The organism is Desulfotomaculum sp. (assembly GCF_982386235.1).
On record NZ_CEVWQM010000026.1, the window covers coordinates 44,666 to 64,441 of the forward strand.

The 19,776-nt window shown below is 49.4% G+C and carries 16 protein-coding genes; 14 read left to right on the plus strand and 2 right to left on the minus strand.

Going from position 1 to position 19,776, the window contains the following annotated elements:
• Window positions 1-27: 27 nt before the first annotated feature.
• The 10 genes from secA to AC1U9Z_RS14420 all read left to right on the plus strand — a co-directional run bounded on the left by secA (window position 28) and on the right by AC1U9Z_RS14420 (window position 12,530).
• Complete coding sequence (gene secA, locus AC1U9Z_RS14375; RefSeq protein ID WP_479958105.1) at window positions 28-2,649, plus strand: preprotein translocase subunit SecA; 2,622 nt, start codon at window positions 28-30, stop codon at window positions 2,647-2,649.
• A 35-nt stretch (window positions 2,650-2,684) separates the two neighbouring features.
• A protein-coding gene (prfB, locus tag AC1U9Z_RS14380) for a peptide chain release factor 2 (RefSeq protein ID WP_479958106.1) occupies window positions 2,685-3,789 on the plus strand; the annotation gives its coding sequence in 2 pieces (ribosomal slippage) (window positions 2,685-2,756 and window positions 2,758-3,789; 1,104 coding nt in all).
• 378 nt (window positions 3,790-4,167) lie between these two features.
• Window positions 4,168-5,019 carry a YitT family protein gene (locus AC1U9Z_RS14385; RefSeq protein WP_479958107.1) on the plus strand — a complete coding sequence of 284 codons (852 nt, stop codon included), beginning with the start codon at window positions 4,168-4,170 and terminating at the stop codon, window positions 5,017-5,019.
• An 83-nt stretch (window positions 5,020-5,102) separates the two neighbouring features.
• Window positions 5,103-5,918, plus strand: coding sequence for a transketolase (locus AC1U9Z_RS14390; protein WP_479958108.1), 816 nt, complete (start codon window positions 5,103-5,105; stop codon window positions 5,916-5,918).
• Between the two features lie 101 nt (window positions 5,919-6,019).
• A complete protein-coding gene (locus tag AC1U9Z_RS14395) occupies window positions 6,020-6,964 on the plus strand; it encodes a transketolase family protein (protein WP_479958109.1) in 945 nt (314 codons plus the stop codon).
• Window positions 6,965-7,124: 160 nt separating this feature from the next.
• A complete protein-coding gene (gene ftsE / locus AC1U9Z_RS14400) occupies window positions 7,125-7,811 on the plus strand; it encodes a cell division ATP-binding protein FtsE (RefSeq protein ID WP_479958110.1) in 687 nt (228 codons plus the stop codon).
• A complete protein-coding gene (gene ftsX, locus AC1U9Z_RS14405; protein WP_479958111.1) occupies window positions 7,801-8,688 on the plus strand; it encodes a permease-like cell division protein FtsX in 888 nt (295 codons plus the stop codon). Before ftsE ends, ftsX begins: the two co-directional genes overlap by 11 nt.
• 16 nt (window positions 8,689-8,704) lie before the next feature.
• Window positions 8,705-9,832 carry a murein hydrolase activator EnvC family protein gene (locus AC1U9Z_RS14410; protein WP_333531815.1) on the plus strand — a complete coding sequence of 376 codons (1,128 nt, stop codon included), beginning with the start codon at window positions 8,705-8,707 and terminating at the stop codon, window positions 9,830-9,832.
• Between the two features lie 203 nt (window positions 9,833-10,035).
• Complete coding sequence (locus AC1U9Z_RS14415; RefSeq protein ID WP_479958112.1) at window positions 10,036-11,187, plus strand: S41 family peptidase; 1,152 nt, start codon at window positions 10,036-10,038, stop codon at window positions 11,185-11,187.
• Between the two features lie 95 nt (window positions 11,188-11,282).
• Window positions 11,283-12,530, plus strand: coding sequence for a PDZ domain-containing protein (locus AC1U9Z_RS14420; protein ID WP_479958113.1), 1,248 nt, complete (start codon window positions 11,283-11,285; stop codon window positions 12,528-12,530).
• A gap of 150 nt (window positions 12,531-12,680) precedes the next feature.
• Here AC1U9Z_RS14420 and AC1U9Z_RS14425 read toward each other — a convergent pair whose 3' ends face one another.
• Complete coding sequence (locus AC1U9Z_RS14425; RefSeq protein WP_333531812.1) at window positions 12,681-12,944, minus strand: DUF3243 domain-containing protein; 264 nt, start codon at window positions 12,942-12,944, stop codon at window positions 12,681-12,683.
• A 177-nt stretch (window positions 12,945-13,121) separates the two neighbouring features.
• Window positions 13,122-13,262, minus strand: coding sequence for a hypothetical protein (locus AC1U9Z_RS14430; protein ID WP_479958114.1), 141 nt, complete (start codon window positions 13,260-13,262; stop codon window positions 13,122-13,124).
• A gap of 88 nt (window positions 13,263-13,350) precedes the next feature.
• Here AC1U9Z_RS14430 and AC1U9Z_RS14435 point away from each other — a divergent pair, with 88 nt between their 5' ends.
• The 4 genes from AC1U9Z_RS14435 to mntA all read left to right on the plus strand — a co-directional run.
• Window positions 13,351-13,914: a uracil-DNA glycosylase gene (locus AC1U9Z_RS14435; protein WP_333531810.1), complete on the plus strand. Its 564-nt coding sequence runs from the start codon at window positions 13,351-13,353 to the stop codon at window positions 13,912-13,914.
• Window positions 13,915-14,030: 116 nt separating this feature from the next.
• On the plus strand, window positions 14,031-16,049 hold the full coding sequence (uvrB, locus tag AC1U9Z_RS14440; RefSeq protein WP_479958115.1) for an excinuclease ABC subunit UvrB: 2,019 nt from the start codon (window positions 14,031-14,033) through the stop codon (window positions 16,047-16,049).
• A 367-nt stretch (window positions 16,050-16,416) separates the two neighbouring features.
• Window positions 16,417-19,293, plus strand: a complete 2,877-nt coding sequence (gene uvrA / locus AC1U9Z_RS14445; RefSeq protein WP_479958116.1) for an excinuclease ABC subunit UvrA — start codon at window positions 16,417-16,419, stop codon at window positions 19,291-19,293.
• 113 nt (window positions 19,294-19,406) lie between these two features.
• On the plus strand, window positions 19,407-19,776 hold a 370-nt coding region (gene mntA, locus AC1U9Z_RS14450), incomplete at its 3' end, for a type VII toxin-antitoxin system MntA family adenylyltransferase antitoxin (RefSeq protein ID WP_479958117.1).

A 19,776-nucleotide genomic window follows, 5' to 3' on the forward strand; every position in this document is an offset into this window, starting at 1 on the left:
AGGTACAACCTGAAAGGTGGGCAACTGTTGTTAAACTTTATAAAAAATTTGTTCGACGATAACGCCAGAGAGGTAAAAAAACTTCAACGTGTGGTTGATGAGATTAATGGTTTAGAAGAACAAATAGCCAAACTGACTGACGAAGAATTGCGTGGCAAAACGACTGAATTTAAAGATTTACTGGAAAAAGGTAAGACCCTAGATGATATTTTACCCCAAGCCTTTGCGGTATGCCGCGAAGCATCCAAACGGGTGCTGGGCATGAGGCACTATGATGTTCAGCTAATCGGTGGTATGGTCTTGCACCAAGGCCGTATCGCGGAAATGAGAACAGGTGAAGGTAAAACCTTAGTGGCCACTTTGCCAGTTTATCTTAATTCCTTGACAGGTAAAGGTGTTCATGTCATCACCGTTAACGATTACTTGGCCTCCCGTGACAGTGAGTGGATGGGCAAACTGTATCGCTTCCTAGGTTTATCCACAGGCCTGATTGTCCATGGCCTAGACCAGGAACAGCGCCGCCAGGCCTATGGCTCCGATATTACCTACGGCACCAACAACGAATTTGGTTTTGATTATCTGAGAGACAACATGTCCCTGCACCCAGAGCAGTTGGTACAGAGGGAACTGAACTTCTCCATTGTGGACGAAGTGGACAGTATCTTAATCGACGAAGCCCGGACACCCCTGATCATTTCCGGGGTAGCCGACAAACCAACCCAGCTTTACTACACCATGGCTAAAGTGGTGCCCAAGTTGATCAAGGATACCGACTATACCGTAGACGAAAAGGCCCACAATGTGCTGCTGACCGAAGATGGGGTTAACAAGGTAGAAAAGCTGTTGGGTCTGGAAAACCTATACGACGAAGCCAACATGGAAATCAACCACCACCTGAATCAGTCCCTTAAGGCCCATGGCTTAATGCATCGGGATCGGGACTACGTGGTCAGAGATGGCGAAGTGGTCATTGTTGATGAATTTACCGGCCGCCTTATGTTTGGCCGCCGTTACAGCGATGGTTTACATCAGGCCATTGAAGCCAAGGAAGGGGTTAAGATCGAGAAAGAGTCCCAGACCCTGGCCACCATCACCTTCCAGAACTATTTCCGTATGTATAAAAAGCTGGCCGGCATGACCGGTACCGCTTTGACTGAGGAAGAAGAATTCCGTAAAATTTACGGTTTAGATGTGGTGGTTATCCCCACCAACAAACCCACCATTCGTAAGGATCTGGCAGATTTAGTTTATAAAACCGAGACAGCTAAATTCAAGGCTGTGGTGGAGGATGTAGTAAACCGCCATGCCACTGGGCAACCTGTATTGGTGGGAACCATCTCCATTGCCAAGTCCGAGCTGTTAAGCAGCTTGCTAAAAAGAAGAGGTGTACCACACCAGGTATTAAACGCCAAAGTCCACGACAAAGAGGCAGAAATCATTGCCCAGGCAGGACGGTTTAAGGCAGTAACCATTGCCACCAACATGGCCGGCCGTGGTACAGATATTTTGTTGGGTGGCAACCCAGAGATATTTGCCCGTAATGAATGGCGCAAAAAAGAGGGTGTTGGGGATGAAACTGCCCCAGAGTATCAACAGTTACTGGATAAATTCAGAGTCCAGTGTGAAGGCGAGCGGACCAAAGTAGTTGAATCCGGGGGTCTACACATTATTGGTACCGAGCGGCATGAAAGTCGTCGTATCGATAACCAGCTGAGGGGTCGTGCAGGGCGTCAGGGTGATCCCGGTTCCAGCCAGTTTTACATTGCCTTGGAAGATGACCTCATGCGTCTCTTTGGTTCCGACAATATCTCTGGTTTAATGGATCGTTTGGGCATGGAAGAAGATGTACCCATTGAAAATGGCCTTATCACCAAGTCCATTGAAACTGCCCAAAAGCGGGTGGAAAACCGCAACTTTAGCATTCGGAAGCACGTATTGGATTATGATGATGTAATGAACCAGCAGCGGGAAGTTATTTATGCCCAAAGACGCAAGGTGCTGGTCGGTGAAAATTTAGCCGAAAATATTCGCGAGACCATTGCTGCCGTAGTGGGACGCTCCATTGATATTTACTGTCCCGAAGGTGTGCATCAGGAAGAATGGGATCTGGCAGGTCTCTTTGAGTATGCCGAGAACCTCTATCTGCCCAATCATGAGCTTGATCCTGCCGATTATGAAGAAACAGGCCGCCAGGGTCTTAAAGAAGAGTTACTGGAAAAAACCATGGCGTACTATCAAAAGAGAGAAGAGGAACTGGGCAGCGAAACCCTTCGGGAAATTGAGCGTATTATACTCCTGCGTTTAGTAGATGAAAAGTGGATGGACCACCTGGACGCGATGGACCAACTGCGGGAAGGTATTGGCCTGAGGGCTTACGGTAACAAAAACCCTGTCATTGAATATAAATTTGAAGCCTTTGACATGTTCAATAACATGATCGCCACCATTCAGGACGATGTGGTTCGCTATGTCTTCCGGGTAAATGTGGCAACTCCTCAGGAAAGAAGCCAGCGGCAGGTGGTAGAAAACCGTTACGCCGAAGAGGGGGGCAGCCAACCTTTCCGCAAAGAAGCACAGGTTGGTCGAAATGATGATTGCCCCTGTGGCAGTGGTAAGAAGTATAAGAAATGCTGCGGTAAGAATGCTTAGGCAGTAATGCCAAACCCAAGAAAGGGTGGATACCAATGTTAGATTCAGAAGTAAGGCGCAGCCTGGAACAATTGGGCCAGCGTATCGAAGATTTGAGGGTTTCCCTTTGACATTGGCAGCCAGCAAGGGGAAATAAACAAGCTAGAAAATGAAATGCTGCAGCAAGGCTTTTGGGATAATTTAGAATACAGCCAGAAGGTCAGTCAGAAGCTGGCTTCCCTAAAGGATCGAGTCGGGGCCTTTAAGACCCTGGAGGGCTCCTTACAGGACTTAGAAGTGATGCTGGAACTTTGCCAGGAGGAACAGGACCTGCTGTTGGAGGAGGAATTTAGCACCGAGCTAAATTCCCTCTCCCAGCACCTGGAGGAAATGGAACTGGAAGTTATGCTATCCGGCCCCTATGACCGGGGAGATGCTATCTTAGCCCTGCACCCTGGTGCCGGCGGTACCGAATCTCAGGATTGGGCCCAGATGCTTCTGCGTATGTATACCCGTTATTGTGAAAACCACAACTTCAAGGTGGAAATATTAGACCTGCTTCCCGGCGACGAAGCGGGAATAAAAAGTGCTACCATTCAAGTTTCCGGTCCCAATGCATACGGTTACCTGCGCTGTGAAAAGGGTGTTCACCGTCTGGTCAGAATTTCCCCCTTTGATACGGCGGGACGCCGCCACACCTCCTTTGCCTCGGTGGATGTACTGCCGGTGGTGGATGACGAGGTGGAAGTCAACATTAAGCCGGAGGATTTAAGGATCGATACCTATCGTTCCGGCGGGGCCGGCGGCCAGCACGTCAACAAAACTGACTCGGCTGTGCGCATTACCCACCTGCCCACCGGTATTGTGGTGGCCTGCCAGAACGAACGCTCCCAGACCACCAACCGCCAGGCCGCCATGAAACTTTTAAAGGCCAAGCTGATTGACCTGGAGCTGCAGAAAAAGGAAGAGGAAATGCTGGCCCTCCGAGGCGAACACAAAGAAATTGCCTGGGGCAGCCAAATTCGCTCCTACGTCTTCCATCCCTACAGCCTAGCCAAGGACCACCGTACCGGAGTAGAAACCGGCAACGTCCAAGCCGTAATGGATGGCAACATAGAGTCCTTTATAACGGGATACCTTAAGAGTAAGGTTGAAACATAGGTGAATCTTAGAAACGGTTCCTTTGGCAGGGGTTTTGCTGCTAAAGGAACTTTTTTTGCCCTTAGCCCTTAGCCTTTTAGCTTAGGGGTATTACTTATGGAGTGACCATGAGCCGTGTGTTTAGGCGTTTTTATTGCGACGATGTAGATTTCATTGTCATTCTGAATGATAGCGAAGGATATTTTTCAGTGGGAAGTCGGTTTGTTCGACAAAAATTTTATTACATTGGAAGGATTTACTAGGTGGGAGGAGAAAAGTTATACAGTTGCGCTTAACCCAGCCCAAGGCAAAAGCTAACGACGAATACGAAATAGCATAAACAACTTCTGGGTATGATAAATTCTATAAACTAGCAGAATAACCTGAAAGGACCACATGATGATTTTACGTTTCATAAAAGATAACTTGGGTGTTACGGTTGGTGCTATTCTCACAGCCATTGCACTGGATGCCTTTTTAGTACCGGCCAAAATTGCTGCTGGGGGGCTCAGTGGGGTAGCCACCATTCTCTATCACCTATTAAATCTACCAGTTGGTCTAATGATGTTTATTATGAACGTGCCCCTCTTTATTTGGTCCTTTTTTCGACTGGGTTCAAGGTACAGTGTCAATTCCATTTATGGCACCGTTGCTTTATCTGTATTTATTGATTTATTTGCACCCTATATACCTTTATTAACGGAGGATTTACTATTAGCCTGTCTCTATGGCGGGGTATTAATGGGGCTTGGTTTGGGGCTGGTCTTTCGGTTCAATGGAACCACCGGCGGCACCGAATTATTGGCAGCCATTCTGAGGACCTATGTGGGTATCAACATCGGCCAACTTCTTTTCATTATTGATGGCCTGGTGGTAATCTGGGCCGGGTATGTCTTTCGTTCAGCGGAACTGGCCATGTATGCACTCATTGCCATTTTTCTCACAGCTTGGCTCATTGACCTTGTAATCGATGGCTTTAGTTCCGACAAAGCCTTTATCATTATTACCCGTAAAGCGGATGCTATCAGTCAGGCCATCATTAAAGAACTAGACCGCAGTGCCACCGCCTGGAAGGCCCGTGGCATGTACAGCGGTGAGGAACAAGAAGTAATGATATCCGTAGTGGGTCGGGCCGAAGCTACCAGGCTAAAAGAAATTGTCAAAAATGAAGACCCCCGGGCCTTTATTATCCTGGCCAATGTCCATGAAGTGTTGGGAGAGGGGTTTAAGGAGCTAGAGAAGGCAGATTAACGAGACGGCCCTGAGCCGTGGGCCATAAGCCATGAGCGAATGGCATCTATTTTTGTTTTATTATAAAATTTGGAGGTAATCGAATGGAAGAAAAGATTCGGGATTTACAGCAAAGGGCTAAGGCCATGCGCCGCCACATTATAACCATGCTGGGCGAGGCTGGTTCTGGACACCCCGGCGGTTCACTGTCTGCTGCCGACATCGTTAGCGTACTTTACTTTGACACCATGAAGCTAGACCCAGAGAAGCCGGACTGGCCCGAGCGTGATCGGTTTGTACTGTCCAAAGGACATGCCGCACCGGTACTTTATGCCGCACTGGCCGAAAAGGGTTTCTTTCCCAAAGAAGAGCTCATGACACTGCGTAAACTGGGCAGCCGTTTGCAGGGGCACCCAGATATGAAAAAACTTCCCGGCGTAGAAATGTCCACTGGCTCTCTGGGCCAAGGCCTCTCCACTGCCATCGGCATGGCCCTGGGCCTGCGCTTAGGTGGCGGCCAGCAAAGGGTTTATGCCTTATTGGGAGACGGTGAAGTGCAGGAAGGCCAAATTTGGGAAGCAGCCATGGCGGCAAGCCATTTTAAACTGGACAACCTCACTGCCTTTTTAGACTACAACAACCTACAAATTGACGGTCCTGTGGATGTCGTGATGGACGTCGCCCCCCTTAACGACAAATGGCGTTCCTTCGGCTGGCATGTCCTACAAATTGACGGTCACGACATGGCACAAATTCTTCAGGCTTTAAAGGAAGCCCAAGCTACCAAAGGCAAACCCACCATGATTATCGCCAAAACCATCAAAGGCAAAGGCGTATCCTTCATGGAAAACCAAGTAGGCTGGCACGGCAATGCCCCAAAACCGGAGCAGGTGGAGCAGGCGCTGCAAGAACTGGCTTAGACTTTGGGGCAATCCTTATGAGTTGCTATTAGCTAAAGACTAAAAGCTAACAGCTAGACCCCCAAAGTCCTACCCAATAGCACGCAAGGAGGTTACATATTATGACAAAGAAAATCGCCACCCGGGATGCCTACGGGCAGGAACTAGTTCGCCTAGGAGCTGAAAATAAAGATATTGTGGTATTGGATGCAGACCTCTCCAAGTCCACAAAAACGCATGACTTTATGAAAAACTATCCCGATCGTTTCTTTAATATGGGTATTGCCGAGGCGAATATGATGGCCACGGCTGCTGGCTTAGCGGCGGTGGGCAAAATCCCCTTCGCCAGCACCTTTGCGATGTTTGCCACCGGCAGGGCCTTTGAGCAAATCCGCAATAGTATTTGCTATACTAAATTAAACGTAAAAATTGCTGCCACCCATGCAGGTGTTACTGTAGGAGAGGATGGCGGTTCCCACCAATCCATCGAAGATATTGCCATCATGAGGGCAATGCCGGGGATGACCGTGTTTGTGCCGGCCGATGCCGTGGAAACCGCTGCTGCCATCCGGGCCGCTGCGGAAATTAAGGGCCCTGTTTATATTCGCTTGGGCCGCTCCGGAGTACCGGTCATCCATGGCGAAAACTTTAAATTTATCCCAGGAGAGGCAGTTACCCTCAAGGAAGGTACCGACGTAGCTCTTATAGCAACAGGCATTATGGTTCCGGCTGCCTTGGAAGCCGCGCAAAAGCTAGCCGATCAGCACATCAATGCCATGGTGGTGGACATTCACACCATTAAACCGCTGGATATCGTTGCGGTGGTGGAAGCCGCACGCAAATGTGGGGCAGTGGTTACCGCCGAAGAACATTCCATCATTGGCGGCCTGGGCAGTGCCGTAGCCGAAACCCTGGCCGAACACTACCCCGTCCCATTACAAAGAGTAGGTGTCCGCGACACCTTTGGTGAATCAGGCAAACCCGAAGAACTCCTCAGCCACTTCGGCCTAACCGCCGATAATATAGCTGCGGCAGCCCAAAAAGCAATTGCCAGGGTGAAGCGGTAGGACCCCAAAAGAGTGCCCCTAAGCGGCACTCTTTTTCCATTTCTAACAAAAATAATCATTCGTCACGAAAATTTGACGTTTTTTAAAGGAATTTGCTTTTACCCTGTCGAACCCCGTTAGTTGGTACCTACATCTTTTTTCGAATCGAAAGGGTGTCAGAATGATACAGTTTTACAATGTCTCAAAGGTCTATGAAAATGGCGTCAAAGCCATTAGCGATCTAACCTTTCATATAAAAAAAGGCGATTTCGTTTTTTTGGTTGGCCCCAGTGGTGCCGGTAAGTCTACCTTGATTAAGCTCATCTTTCGGGAAGAGCTGCCCAGTCGAGGGCACGTCATGTTTAATGGTAGAAACACCGTCCGCATGAAGGGACGGGATGTTCCTTACATGCGTCGTAAAATAGGCATGGTTTTTCAGGATTTTCGCCTCTTACCTCAAAAAACTGCGGCTGAAAATGTAGCCTTTGCTTTGGAAATTACCGGGACTTCCGGCAAAGAGATCAAGCGAATCGTACCCCAGGTCTTAGAACAAGTGGGGCTAAAGGATAAAGGCAAACTGCTGCCCGGTCAAATGTCCGGTGGAGAACAGCAGCGGGTGGCCATTGCCCGCGCCATTGTCAATGAGCCACTTATGATTATTGCCGATGAACCAACAGGTAACCTGGATCCGGATACCTCCTGGGAAATTATGAAGCTCTTTCAAGATATTAACCGCCGGGGCACCACCATTCTCATGGCCACCCACGATTCAGATATTGTCAATACCATGAAGAAGCGTGTCATTGCCCTAAGCAATGGAAGTATGGTGCGGGATGAAGAGAGCGGGGTGTACCGCTGTGAATCTTAATACCCTAAAGTACTTTTTCAAGGAAACCTATCACGCCTTAACAAGAAACAGTTGGCTCTCCCTATCATCCATTGGCATTGTAACAGTATCCCTCATTATTCTGGGGGCATCGCTGCTGTTGGTGGTAAATGGCGAGAAGCTAACCAGTTCCATGGAAAGCAGCGTGGAAATTACGGCCTTTTTAAATGAAGATGTGGGCAAAGTGGAGCGGGATACCATCGAAGAGAAAATTAAAAAAACCCCCGAGGTGGCATCCGTCGAGTTTATCCCCAAAGAACAGGCTCTACAAGATATGAAAAAGAGCTTTGGCGATCGGGCCGAACTGCTGGAATCCATGGAAGACAGCAACCCCTTGCCCGATGCCTTTCGTGTAAAAACCACGGAAGCAGAGTCTGTGCCGTCTGTGGCCAAAGCCTTGGAAAAAATAGATGGTATCGAACAGGCCCGTTACGGACAAGGCGTGGTGGAAAAGCTCCTCACCATTACCCATTGGGTTCGCCTGGCCAGTGCCGCAACCTTAACACTGTTAACCCTGGCCGCTGGTTTCCTCATTGCCACCACCATCCGTATGTCCGTTTTTGCCCGCCGCCGGGAGATTGGTATCATGAAGATTTTAGGGGCCACCAACTGGTTTGTACGTTTTCCTTTTCTAATGGAAGGAATCATACTGGGTCTAACGGGTGGCTTGCTGGCCGTATTGGTGGTGGATTTGGGATACCTATCTCTAATCAAGAGACTGCAAATATCCATACCTTTTATTCAACTGATGACGGATCAAAATACCCTGTTGACCATCCTTGGTGGTATGATTGGCCTGGGCGTTCTGATTGGTGCCCTGGGCAGTTGGTTTTCACTTAGAAGATTTCTTAAAGTATAGTTTTGGAGGGATTTCGGTGCGATATCGTTGGCCACAAAGAATGATTGCCTTAACCTTGGGTTTGGCACTGCTGGCAGGAACGCCAGTTATGGCCGCCGCAACCTTGGATCAACAGTTAAACCAAGTCAGAAATCAGCTCAATCAAAAGAAAAATCAAGAACAGCAAAGCAAGAAAGAAGTGAAAGATTACTCCCAGCAGCTAGTTTCCATCAATCAGTCGATTGACCAAAAATTTGCTAGGATTAAAGAGTTGGAGTCTACCCTAACCAGTGCCATGAAGACACTGGAAAAAACAAAAAAAGATTTAGCTGAGTCGGAAGAAAGGTTAGAAGATAGCAACCAACAATTAAGAATGCGCGTTAAGGGCATGTACCAAAGCGGCCCAGTCAGCTACTTGGAGGTACTGCTAAACTCAGGTAGTTTTTCGGATTTTACGAACCGACTGGAATTCTTAACCCGCATGGTCGAAAGTGACAAGACCATCGTGGATCGCATCAGTAAAGAAAAGCAGCAGATAGAGGAGTACAAAAATTCCCTCGAGACCAGGGCCCGTCAGATTGCCAGCATGAAAAAAGAGCAGGAACAGGTGATGGCAACTTTAGCCCAGGCTCAAAAGGAAAAGACCGGCCTCCTCAAGGAAGCCCAACAGGATTTACAGAAAACTGCTGCTGAAGTGGATCGCTTAGAGGCCCAAGAAGATGCCATCCTAAGGCAAATTGCCCAGCAAAATGCCCAAAAGGGCGGCAGCTACAGTGGAGGCGTCTTTAGTTGGCCAGTGCCTGGCCATAGCAGCATCTCATCACCCTTTGGCTACCGGATACACCCCATTTTGAAGGAGAAACGCTTCCACGCGGGGATTGATATTCCAGCCCCCACCGGTACCAGTGTCATTGCTCCGGCTGAAGGCACCGTTATTTTCTCCGGGACCATGACCGGTTATGGTAAAGTGGTAATGATTGACCACGGTGGTGAGGTGGTAAGCTTGTACGGTCACCTTTCAGCCCAACTCGTTAGCAATGGCCAGACAATTGCCAAGGGAGCCACCATTGCCCGGGTTGGTAGCACAGGCATGTCCACAGGTCCCCACTTACACTTTGAAGTGCGTAAAAATGGATCGGCAGTGAGCCCACATAACTACCTATAAAAGTAAAAGCCGGGGGACCCCCGGCTTTCTTTGGCACTATCGGAAGGAATAAGATTTTAAGGATTAGTATAAAAAAGCGAAGGCTTACGCCAAGCTTTTCTAACCCTATTAATAAACCAATTACTGGAAAATTCTTTGTAATGAACTGCAAATTATTGTAGTATAATACATGTGTAGAAGAAAAGCGACGGGCGGGTGTTAGAGTGAAGAGAGATTCATTGGCCTTCTGGGGTAAACTCACCATTGTATTGGCTTCTCTGGTATTTGCCATCATGTTATTGGTGGGCGGTACCTTGGCAGCCAATTACAAAGGCTTAGGAAATTTAATCAAAGTGGTAACCCTGGTAAAGAGCCAGTATTTATTTGAGATTGCACCGGAGCAAATTGTCGAGGGGGCCATTAAAGGTGTGGTAGAGTCCTTGGACGACCCCTATTCCACTTACCTGGATAAGAAAACCTTTTCAGCCCTGCAGGAGCAAATACGAGGTTCCTTTGGCGGCATCGGTGTGCTGGTGGGAGTAAAGGGCCACTATTTAACAGTTGTTAAACCCTTTCCCAATACACCGGCGGCCGAAAAGGATATTAGAGCCGGTGACATGATTACCGCCATTGATAACAAACCAGCCAAGGACATGGATACCGAAACCGCGGTCAATCTCATGCGGGGGCCAGTGGGTACCTCCGTGGAGTTAACCATTCTCCGGGAGGGGGTCAAGGATCCTTTTCCGGTACAATTAACCCGGGAAGAAATTAGCGTGCCTACCGTCGAGGGGAAAATGGTTCCCAAGGAAGATCATATGGGCTACATTATGATTAGCCAGTTTACTGAAAATACGGGTGACGAAGTGGTAAAAACCCTAGTGGATCTAAAGGGGCAGGGGATGAAGGGGCTCGTCTTGGATTTACGGGATAATCCGGGCGGCGAACTGAACTCTGCGATCAAGATTGTTGACCAATTCCTAGATGAAGGGCCCATTGTTCATATTGATTTTCGCATCGGCAGGGATCACACTTTTAATGCCGAGCCGGATAAACTAAACATGCCCTTGGTAGTGCTGGTAAACAAAGGCAGTGCCAGTGCCTCCGAGATCCTGGCTGGCGCTATTAAAGACGCCGGAGTAGGCACACTGGTGGGTACCAAAACCTTTGGCAAAGGCATCGTCCAGACCGTATTCCCCCTGGACAGCGGTGCCGGGCTTAAACTAACTACCGCCCGCTACCTCACACCAAAGAAAAACGACATCCATAAAAAGGGCGTCGCCCCGGATGTCGTGATTGACCAAGAAGTGACCGCCCAAGAGGATAAGCAGCTGGATACTGCACTGAGGATATTGAGGGAGAAGATGGCTTCCTAGGCTTAAGGGTATTCCTTGCAGGTCGGCTATTAGCCATTCGCTTTTAAAAGCGAATGGCTAGAAGCGAATGGCTAAACGCTAATCGAGGTGTCTCCATGTTCCCTATTTTTGATATAACGCCAATACTATTCCAAACCTTAGCGATGGTTTTTTTAGAACCACAGATTTTGCAGTTGTTTCTAGTGGTGTTGGCCATCGTGGCCCTGCAGTATTACCGCATGGGTAAGGCGAAGGAAAGGATGTTTGGGCTAAAACCCCGCAGCCCCTGGCGGGATGTGTTGATTGCCACAGGCTTTGGGCTGGTGGGTGGTATTATGGCCAGCTACATTATGGTCTTTGTGGGACTAACGCTGTCCGGTTCAGGCTTAATCTACCTTTGGCCCCTGGCCATTTTGTTGATGTTAATAGATGCCCGATTTTTATGCTTTGCCTATGCCGGCGGCATATTGGCCCTCAGTTCCCTCATCTTTGGTTGGCCCAAGATAAGTGTACCGCAAATTCTCGGTCTGGTAGCTATTTTGCATTTTATAGAGGCCTTTTTAATCTGGGTCAGCGGTCACTTGGGTGCCATGCCTGTTTTTATTAAAAACGCCCAGGGTAAAGTGGTGGGAGGCTTTGCCCTGCAAAAATTTTGGCCCATTCCCCTGACTGTCATGGTCGTCATCGGGCAGACCAGCATCCCCGCCGGAGGCATCAGTATGCCAGATTGGTGGCCCTTAATCAAAGGTGATCTGGGGAGCAATGTGGATAACATGATCTATTCCCTCATGCCAGTGGTGGCCGGGTTAGGCTATGGTGACCTTGCCGCAGCCCGCAGCCCCAAACAAAAGGGGAAGATCTCGGCAGTCTTACTGGCTTTATACAGTGTAATTTTATTGCTACTGGCAGTTTTGGCAGATCGTCAGCCCTTCATAGGGATTATCGCAGCACTTTTTTCACCCCTGGGACATGAACTGCTCATCTACCTGGGCAGGCGCATGGAAGCTGGCAAGTCCATTTATAGCACCACCGGCGAGGGGGTAAAAATACTGGACGTGGTGCCTGGCTACCCAGCCTGGCAGGCAGGAATCCGCTCCGGTGACGTCATCTTAGAGGTCAACGGCATGGCTGTAGGCAGCCGTCAAGGCCTGGAATTTGCCCTGGGTGTTTATAACAAGGTACAAATTACCTACTACTCCCAGGCAGCAAAACAGGTCTACCGTGAAGGCATCGACTACGGGGCAAAGGAAATGTTAGGTCTCCTCCCAGTTCCCGAAGGAAATGAAGAGGTGTTCATGGAACTCTCCACCAACGGACCCCTACGCAGGTGGTTGAACAACCGCTTTACGAGGGACAGGAAGTGAAGGCAATGAGCCAGAGGGCCGTCATACCAGCCAATTGCTAACGGCTAAAAGCTAAAGGTCCATGGCCAATACAAAAAGGGAGTGTCGTCGCTACAAAAAGTAGCAGCAACACTCCCTTGATCGTTTACCGAATATAACTACCTTATATAATTACCTTGAACGGCTGGCCAATTTAGTCATCAGCCGAGCCAGCACGGCTTGTTCATCCTTGTCAGCCACATCCCACAGTTCCTTAACAGCCCTTTGCTCAGGATTAGCCGGTTGAACATTTTCAGCTAAAATGGTACCGGCGGTCATGGCATATTGTTGTACCTTATCCCGGGAAAGCCCCAATTCCTCCGCAAACTCCATGGCCTGACCAAGATACTTTTTCCAATTATCCCAACTGGTATTAGCCTTTGATAAATCCAGCATATGCATCCTCCTCATTTCCTCTTTACCTATAGTTTGGCGGAGGACCAATAAAATATGCATGATGGGAAAAAGTTTATAGCCATTAGCCTCAAAATGGCCATGGGACGTGGGCTTTTTAGCCGTCAGCCATCCGCCTTCAGCTTTTGGGCGAGTAGGTATTCCTTAAGGGGTGGGCTGTTAACCATAAACAAAAGTAGGGGCCGACCTTTGGTCGACCCGTTCCCTGGCTATTCCACAATCTTCCATGCCCCTGCTGGTGCCTCTGGCGGCATGAACAACCGCAGCCACCATCCGTTTAAACGGCTGTAACCTTGTCAATGGAAGCAATCTAATTTATTATAATTTTTATATACTAGCAAGAAATACCCTTAATCCAAAAAGCTGACGGCTAATACAGGAGGTTTTTATGTCTTTAGAACAAATGGCAAAGGATATGCAAAACTGCACCCGCTGTGGCTTGGCGAATGGAAGAACAAATCTTGTTTTTGGTGTCGGCAATCCCAAGGCCACCCTCATGATAATCGGGGAAGGACCTGGGCAAGACGAGGATAAACAGGGCCTGCCCTTTGTGGGCCGGGCCGGGCAACTTTTAGATCGGATATTGGCAGCCATTGACCTAACCAGGGAGGAAGTATATATCGCCAACGTGGTCAAATGCCGCCCCCCCAACAACCGTGTACCCACCAGGGAGGAGGCCAAGGCTTGTCTGCCCTACCTATATCGGCAAATTGAGCTTGTCCAGGCCAAGATCATTGTGCTGCTGGGCAACACGGCCCTGCAAAACCTAATCAGCCCCGCAGCCACCATTACCAGAACCAGGGGCCAATGGTTGGAAAGTAAAAGCGGCATCAAAATTATCGCCTCCTTTCACCCAGCCGCAGTTCTTAGAGACCCCCAAAAACGTCGCCCAGTCTGGGAAGATTTCCAGATGGTGCGGGAGGAGTATCGCCGGCTTATGAGCAATTCCTAGGAATTAGCCTTGGATCAGAGCCATCAGTTCCTGGCAGTTTTAGCCAGTGCGGATGGCTGATTTTAACATTGACCGAAATGTTATAATATCTAATGGATAGAAGGTAGGTGATACCCTTGGAATTTAACTTAAAATCAGAGTTTAGCCCTCGGGGCGATCAGCCGCGGGCCATTGAGCAACTTATCACGGGCATTAATCAGGGCCAAAAACACCAGGTATTGTTGGGTGCTACCGGTACGGGCAAGACCTTTACCATGGCCAACATCATCCAACAGGTCAAGCGGCCGACCCTGATCCTGGCACCCAACAAAACCCTGGCAGCACAGTTGTGCAGTGAAATGAAAGAGTTTTTCCCGGAAAACTCCGTTGAATATTTCGTTAGTTACTTTGACTATTACCAACCAGAGGCTTACATTCCCCATACCGATACTTACATTGAAAAGGATTCCTCCCTCAACGACGAAATTGACAAACTGCGCCACTCCGCCACCACTGCCCTATTGGAGCGGCGGGATGTTATTATCGTAGCCAGTGTTTCCTGTATCTATGGTTTAGGTAATCCGGAAACCTACCGAGATTTGGTGTTGTCCCTGCGGGTCGGGGGTACCTACGACCGGGATGCCATCCTGCGTAAGCTGGTGGATATACAATACGAAAGAAACGACATTAACTTCAGCCGGGGCAAATTCCGGGTGCGGGGCGATGTCATAGAAATATTTCCCGCCAACGCCAGTGAAAGGGCCTTGCGGGTGGAGATGTTTGGGGATGAAGTGGAACGTCTGTTGGAAATAGACGTGCTGACCGGCGAGATTTTAGGGCAAAGGCAACATATTGCCGTGTTCCCCGCCAGTCACTTTGTCACCGATGAGGATAATATGAAAAGGGCCATTGCCACCATTGAAGCAGAACTGGAGCAGCGGTTAAGGGAACTAAGAGATGCCGACAAACTGTTGGAAGCCCAGCGACTGGAGCAGCGCACCCGCTACGATCTGGAAATGATGGCCGAAGTGGGCTTTTGCTCTGGTATTGAGAACTACTCCAGACACCTAACCGGACGGGCTCCCGGCGAATCACCCTTTACCCTGCTGGACTTCTTCCCAGAGGATTGGTTGCTTGTCATCGACGAATCCCATGTGGCGGTACCCCAGGTTGGTGCCATGTACGAGGGGGACCGTTCCAGAAAAACCACTCTGGTAGAGCATGGCTTCCGCCTGCCCTCGGCCCTGGATAATCGCCCCTTAAAGTTTCAGGAATTTGAAGCCAGGGTTAACCAAGTGATCTACGTATCCGCTACCCCGGGTAACTATGAATTTAAGCACCAAGAGCAAATCGTAGAACAAATTATTCGTCCCACCGGTCTGCTGGACCCGGAAATCACGATCAAACCCACCAAGGGCCAAATTGACGATCTGCTGGGTGAAATTCGAATTAGGGTGGAGCGGGACGAAAGGGTCCTGGTAACCACCCTGACCAAAAAAATGGCCGAGGATCTTACGGACTACTTTAAAGAAAACGGCGTGCGGGTACGCTATCTGCACTCAGATATCCATACCATGGAACGAATGGAGATTCTCCGCGACCTACGCTTGGGCACCTTCGATGTGCTGGTGGGCATCAACCTGCTCCGAGAGGGCTTAGACCTACCAGAAGTCAGTCTGGTGGCCATTCTGGATGCCGACAAAGAAGGCTACCTGCGTTCCGAACGATCCCTTATTCAGACCATCGGCCGGGCTGCCCGTAACGCCGAAGGACGAGTGATTATGTATGCGGACAAGCTGACCGACTCCATGAAAAAAGCCATTGGCGAAACCAATCGCCGTCGCAAAATTCAAATGGAGCACAACCAAAAGCACAACATCACCCCGGAAACAGTCCGCAAGGCAGTAAGGGATATTATCGAAGCAACCAGAGCCGCCGAAGAAAAAGCACCCTACATCGCCCAAAGCAAAGCCGGCAAAATGACCAAGACCGAGCTGAAGAAAATGATTGCCAAACTGGAAAAAGAAATGAAAGAATCCGCCAGACACCTAGAATTTGAACGGGCAGCCCAATTAAGGGACGCCCTGATCGAGCTGCGTCTGCAGCTTAGGGGCGACAAGAACATTAAGCCGGCGATACCGGAGATTGAGTATTAGCCATCAGCCGTTAGCCTTTTGGGCTTATGGCTATGGGTTAGCACAAACCAAGGCCTGATAACCGACGTAGAAAGCTAACTCATCGAACCTAGCGGGGGACAGTCCCCGCCCCCAAAGCCAGACCACCTTGAGGGGCCTGTCCCCCACCAAACAAAGATAGTCCAGATAGTGGGGCATTCACGAAGTGACAGGGTAAGTCCCCAGGCACCCTATACAAAAGCACCCACCAAGGGTGCTTTATACTTGTTTCATAATGAATATAAATATTACAAATACCGTACAAATGTTCTGATAGCCATTGTCTTTTTCCCATTAATAAAGTATAACTTTATATATAAAGGTACCAAACAAAGGAGCTAACACCAAAATGTCCGACCAAATCCTAATTCGTGGGGCACGGTCCCACAACCTGAAAAACATCGATGTGGATATCCCCCGGGATAAGCTGGTAGTGATTACCGGGCTTTCCGGTTCCGGCAAATCCTCCCTGGCCTTCGACACCATCTATGCCGAAGGTCAGCGTCGCTATGTGGAATCCCTGTCTGCCTATGCACGGCAATTCCTGGGGCAAATGAATAAACCGGACGTTGATTATATAGAAGGCCTTTCTCCGGCCATTTCCATCGATCAAAAGACCACCAGCCATAACCCACGTTCCACCGTGGGCACCGTAACGGAGATTTACGATTACCTGAGGCTGCTCTTTGCCAGGGTGGGCCGGGCCCACTGCCCCAAATGCGGCCAGTCCATTAGCCAGCAGACCATCCAGCAGATGGTGGACCAGCTCATGGCCATGCCTGAAGGCACCAAGCTGCAGCTGCTGGCCCCGGTGATTCGGGGTAAAAAGGGTGAACATGTTAAAATCTTTGAGGACATCAAGAAAAGCGGCTTTGTGCGGGTGCGGGTGGACGGAGAAATCTATGAAATCACCGAAGCACCTCCATTGGATAAGAAAAAGAAGCACACCATCGAAATTGTGGTGGACCGCATGATCATCCGCCCCGGCAGTGAGAAACGGCTGGCAGATTCCCTGGAAACCGCCCTTAAGCAAAGCGAAGGCATCGCTATAGCTGCGGTCATAGATGGCGAGGAACTTACCTTTTCCGAGAACTTCGCCTGCTCCGATTGCGGTATCAATATCAGTGAAATCAGTCCCAGGCTTTTTTCCTTCAACACCCCCCACGGGGCCTGCCCGTCCTGCACGGGTCTGGGGTTTAACCATGAGTTTGATCTGGAGTTAATTATACCGGACAAGGGCAAAAGTATCCAAGAAGGAGCCATTGAAGGCTGGCACAAGGGCAATATTGCCGCAGCCTACCTGGCTGGCGTGGCAGAAAAATATGATTTCAGTCTGGACACACCGATGGAAGAACTTTCAGATAAACATATGAAAGTGATCCTTTACGGCACGGGCCAGGAAAAGGTGAATTTTAATTATGTCGATAGCTATGGGCACCGGCATCGTTATGAAGTGCCCTTTGAAGGCATTATCGGCAACTTGACCCGCCGTTACCGGGAGACCCAGTCCGATTCCATGCGGGAAGAGTTTGAAAAATACATGAGTATCAAACCCTGCCCCAGTTGTCAGGGTGCCAGGCTCAAGCCGGAGGCCCTGGCAGTGAAGATCGGGGCGAAGGATATTGCCTCTGTCACCACCCTATCGGTGTCAGAGGCCCTAAAATTCTTTAAAAACCTGGATTTTACTGAAAAGGAGAAAATGATCGCCCGACAGATTCTTAAAGAGATTAACGAACGGCTAGGTTTCCTGGTCAATGTGGGACTGGATTACCTAACCCTGGGCCGGGCAGCAGGCACCCTTTCCGGCGGCGAGGCCCAACGCATTCGCTTGGCCACCCAAATCGGTTCCGGTCTGATGGGCGTACTCTATATTTTAGACGAGCCCAGCATTGGCCTGCACCAGCGGGATAACGAAAGGCTCATTGCCACCCTGGAACGGCTGCGGGATTTGGGCAACACCCTGATCGTGGTGGAGCACGACGAAGATACCATTCGGGTGGCGGATCACATCATTGATATTGGGCCACGGGCCGGTCGCTTGGGCGGACAGGTGGTGGCTGCCGGCACCATGGCAGATATCATGCAAGTTCCAGAATCCCTCACCGGACAGTACCTCAGCGGTAAGAAATTTATCCCGGTACCCCTTAGCCGTCGTCCGGTTAAAGAAGAAAAGCTTGCCATTAAAGGAGCTGCAGCAAACAACCTAAAAAACATTGATGTAGAGATTCCCCTGGGGGACTTTGTTTGTATCACGGGGGTTTCCGGTTCCGGCAAGAGCAGCCTAATTAACGAAATTCTTTACAAAGCCCTGGCCCATAAACTGCACCGGGCCAAGGCCAAACCCGGCGAACATCTTGGCATTGAGGGTATCGAACACTTGGAAAAAGTCATTGATGTCAACCAGTCACCCATTGGCCGTACCCCCCGATCCAACCCTGCCACCTATACCGGGCTATTTACGGATATTCGGGATTTATTTACCCAAATGCCCGAGGCCAAGGTAAGGGGCTATAAGCCCGGCCGCTTTAGTTTTAATGTTAAAGGTGGCCGCTGTGAGGCCTGCCAGGGTGACGGCATCATTAAAATTGAAATGCATTTCCTGCCGGATGTTTACGTACCCTGCGAAGTTTGTAAGGGTATGCGCTACAATCGGGAAACCTTGGAAGTAAAATACAAGGGTAAAAGCATCGCCGACGTACTGCATATGGAAGTAGATGAGGCTGTGGAATTCTTCGCCAACATCCCAAAAATCCACCGCCGCCTGAAAACCCTGCAGGATGTGGGTCTTGGCTATGTCCGTTTAGGTCAGCCAGCAACGGAACTCTCCGGCGGCGAAGCCCAGCGGGTCAAGTTAGCCACCGAACTAAGCCGCCGCAGCAACGGGGGCACCATCTACATCCTGGATGAACCCACCACTGGTTTGCACACCGACGATATTGCCAGACTGCTGGAGGTACTGCACCGCCTGGTGGACAACGGCAGCACCGTAGTGGTCATCGAACACAACCTGGATGTCATCAAAACCGCCGACCAAATCATCGACCTTGGCCCCGAAGGCGGCGACAAAGGCGGCACCCTGGTGGCCACCGGCAGCCCCGAAGAAATCTGCCAAGTCAAAGCCTCCTACACCGGCCGCTTTCTCAAGCCGGTTTTGGAACGCGACCGCCAGCGAACCATTGCAGCCATAGAGAGCGGCGAAGTATCAGCCCTCATCATCAGTGCCTAAACAACCCCCGTAATCCTTGAGATTACGAGGTCAAATGTCATATTATGCTAATAACATGATTGGACGGTATGATATAATAAAACCAAGGTTAAAGAAGAAATGAGGGGATGATATTGGATAAGCTGATTGCCATAGGGCAAATATTCAATAATTATTCCGAAATAGTTGCTGTCTATTTGTTTGGTTCCTTTAATGAAAATCCCAAACATGCCAGGGACATAGATTTGGCGGTGTTAACCAAGAATGGTTCATTAAAGCCAGTGAACTTATACATGGAACTTTACCCGAGCTTGGTTAAAATATTCAGTCCCCTGGATGTTGATTTGTTATTTTTGCAAAATGCCCCCCTTGCAATAGCCTTTGAAATTATCAGCCAAGGAAAGGTAATTTACTCTTCTGACGAGGATATGCGCACAGATTACGAGTTCCTTATTTCCGGTCGGTATATGGATTTTAAATATCATCTGGAACGCGGTTACAATG

Coding starts and splice junctions, on each gene's coding strand:
- uvrA (WP_479958116.1), top strand. CDS start 16,417: ATGTCCGACCAAATCCTAATTCGTGGGGCACGGTCCCACAACCTGAAA.
- AC1U9Z_RS14395 (WP_479958109.1), top strand. CDS start 6,020: ATGACAAAGAAAATCGCCACCCGGGATGCCTACGGGCAGGAACTAGTT.
- AC1U9Z_RS14385 (WP_479958107.1), top strand. CDS start 4,168: ATGATTTTACGTTTCATAAAAGATAACTTGGGTGTTACGGTTGGTGCT.
- AC1U9Z_RS14425 (WP_333531812.1), bottom strand. CDS start 12,944: ATGCTGGATTTATCAAAGGCTAATACCAGTTGGGATAATTGGAAAAAG.
- AC1U9Z_RS14390 (WP_479958108.1), top strand. CDS start 5,103: ATGGAAGAAAAGATTCGGGATTTACAGCAAAGGGCTAAGGCCATGCGC.
- AC1U9Z_RS14420 (WP_479958113.1), top strand. CDS start 11,283: ATGTTCCCTATTTTTGATATAACGCCAATACTATTCCAAACCTTAGCG.
- AC1U9Z_RS14435 (WP_333531810.1), top strand. CDS start 13,351: ATGTCTTTAGAACAAATGGCAAAGGATATGCAAAACTGCACCCGCTGT.
- ftsE (WP_479958110.1), top strand. CDS start 7,125: ATGATACAGTTTTACAATGTCTCAAAGGTCTATGAAAATGGCGTCAAA.